A 2403-nucleotide genomic window follows, 5' to 3' on the forward strand; every position below is an offset into this window, starting at 1 on the left:
GTCGGGCCGGGGGGGGGGGGGGGGCCACGGGGGTGGGGGGGGGGGGGGGGGGGGGGGGGAGGCCGGGCCCTCGCCGCCGTTCCAGGCCGGGTCGGTGGTGTGCTGCGGGTCCACGGTGCCGGGGTGCGCGGCGAGCGCCCCCGGGTCGGCCCGGCGGAGCGTGTCGGTGCCGCAGGCGGTGAGCAGGCCGCCGGCGGCGGCGAGGGCGGCGAGTCGGGCGGTGGTGCGCAGTACGGTGCGGCGGTCGGCAGTCATCGGCAGTCAGCATAGAGAGCGCGGTTGCGGCGGGCGATCCGGTCCGGCCGCCCGCACCGGCCTTGACGTGGACACGGTCCGTCACCGGGTGTTGCGTAAACCTGAACTCCCGCTGTTTCCGCGGAGTGTCCTTGGATACGATCACCGCGCACCGCGACGGGCGGTAGCCGGACCATTCCGGCATGGCGCATTGGGGGCGGACAGGATGTACGAGGACGGCACGGCGACCGGCCGCAGCACGGACACCGAGTGGGACTGGGCCAGAGCCGAGGACTGGCAGCCGCCGAGCGAACTGGACACCGGCGTCCCGCACACCGCCCGGATGTACGACTACTACCTGGGCGGCAAGGACAACTTCGAGGCCGACCGCAAGGCCGCCCAGGCCGCGATATCCGCCTACCCCGCGCTGCCGCTGCTGGCCCGTACCAACCGGCAGTTCCTCGGCCGCGCGGTGGAGTTCGTGGCGGGCCGGGGCGTGCGCCAGTTCGTCGACATCGGCACCGGCATCCCGGCGGTCGGCTCCACCAGCGAGGTCGCCCGGCGGGTCGCCCCGGACGCCCGGGTGGTGTACGTGGACAACGACCCGATCGTCGCCACCCACGCCCGCGCCCTGCTGGCGAGCCACCCCACCGGGCACACCTCGGTGATCGAGGCCGACCTGCGCGACCCGGCCGCCATCCTCGGCCACCCCGCGCTGGCCGGCGCCGTCGACCTCTCCCAGCCGGTCGCGCTGATGCTGGTCGCCGTCCTGCACTTCATCCGCGACGAGGAGGGCGCGCAGCAGATCGTGCGCACCCTGCGCGACGCGCTCGCGCCCGGCAGCGCGCTGATCCTCTCCCACGGCAGCCCCGACTTCGCCTCCCGCGAGAGCGCCGCCGAGGGCACCCGCATCTACCGGAGCGCCAGCGCCCCGCTCGTGCTGCGCCCGCGCTCCGCCGTCGAACCCTTCTTCGGCGACTTCGAGTTCGCCGGCCCCGGGCTCGTCCAGCTCCCGCTCTGGCGGCCCACCGCGGGCCACGTGCCCACCGCCGAACTCCCCGAGGGCTGGCAGGACGTCTCGGCGTACGGCGGCGTGGCCTTCAAGAAGTAGCCCCGCTCACCTGGCTCGGCCTCGCGAAGCGGCCCCGCCGGTCGCCCGACCGCGCCCGGTCCCGGCGCCTCCCTCCTGCGCCGGGACCGGGCCTTCGAAGCCTACGGACCCCCACTGACAAACCCTCACCGCCGGGGCTACCCCGCGGCGTGACCGCCGCCGCCCCGCCCCCGCTGCCCGCCGACGTCGCCGTCCTGCTGCGGGCCGTCGCCACCCCGCGCCGGCTGGCGGTCCAGGCCGCCCACCCGGTACGGAACGGGTGAAAATCGGGCGACACGGCGGGCGGGCCGGTGTTAGCTTCCGCGGCATGGAACCCCTGAGTGAGAACGAGATCCGCGCGTCCTTCGTCAACTGCTCCAAGGGCGAGGCCCGTCGGCTCAACCTGCCCCGGGGCCTGGCCGAACTCCCCTGGGAGCACCTGGACTTCCTCGGCTGGCGGGACCAGGGCGCGCCCGACCGGGCGTACCTGGTGGCGCCGTACGGGGGCGAGCTGGTCGGCGTGACGCTGCGCTCGCCGATGGTCCGGCGCAGCCTGACCAAGTCCAACGTGTGCTCGCTGTGCATCACCGCGCACGCCGGGTCGGGGGTCGCGCTGCTCGCCGCCCGCCGGGCCGGGGCGGCCGGGCGGGAGGGCAACACCGTCGGCACCTACATCTGCGGCGACCTGGCCTGCTCGCTCTACGTGCGCGGGCTGAAGAACTCCACCCTGGTCACCCGGCCCAACGAGTCGCTGCCGGTGGAGCTGCAGATCGAGCGCACGATGGAGAACCTGGGCGGCTTCCTCGCCAAGGTGCTCGCCACCGCCGACGCGTAACGGCGGGGCATCCCTCGGTGCGCACCCTTCGGTAAGCGATGCCCCTCGGTAAGCGGTGCCCCTCGGTAGGCGGCGTCCCTCGGTACGCGGCGCCGCCCGGTGCACGGCGCCCCTCAGTGCCCGCGCAGCTGGTCCAGCTCGCGCCGCTCCCGCTTGGTCGGCCGCCCCACTTGGTGCCGCGCACCTGGCCCAGGTACAGGGCGACCAGGTAGCAGGCGACCAGCTGGGTCAGGAACGCCTTGGT

The 2403-nt window shown here is 75.0% G+C and carries 2 protein-coding genes; both read left to right on the forward strand.

Going from position 1 to position 2403, the window contains the following annotated elements:
- Positions 1 to 460: 460 nt before the first annotated feature.
- Positions 461 to 1345, forward strand: a complete 885-nt coding sequence (locus tag ABZW03_RS39900; protein ID WP_355269650.1) for an SAM-dependent methyltransferase — start codon at positions 461 to 463, stop codon at positions 1343 to 1345.
- A 307-nt stretch (positions 1346 to 1652) separates the two neighbouring features.
- Complete coding sequence (locus ABZW03_RS39905) at positions 1653 to 2159, forward strand: FBP domain-containing protein (protein WP_355269652.1); 507 nt, start codon at positions 1653 to 1655, stop codon at positions 2157 to 2159.
- Positions 2160 to 2403 lie beyond the last annotated feature (244 nt).

The organism is Kitasatospora sp. NPDC004799, assembly GCF_040609095.1.
Lineage (GTDB): Bacteria > Actinomycetota > Actinomycetes > Streptomycetales > Streptomycetaceae > Kitasatospora.

Excerpts from the sequence above, each read along its gene's own strand:
- ABZW03_RS39900 (WP_355269650.1), top strand. The coding sequence starts at position 461 with ATGTACGAGGACGGCACGGCGACCGGCCGCAGCACGGACACCGAGTGG.
- ABZW03_RS39905 (WP_355269652.1), top strand. The coding sequence starts at position 1,653 with ATGGAACCCCTGAGTGAGAACGAGATCCGCGCGTCCTTCGTCAACTGC.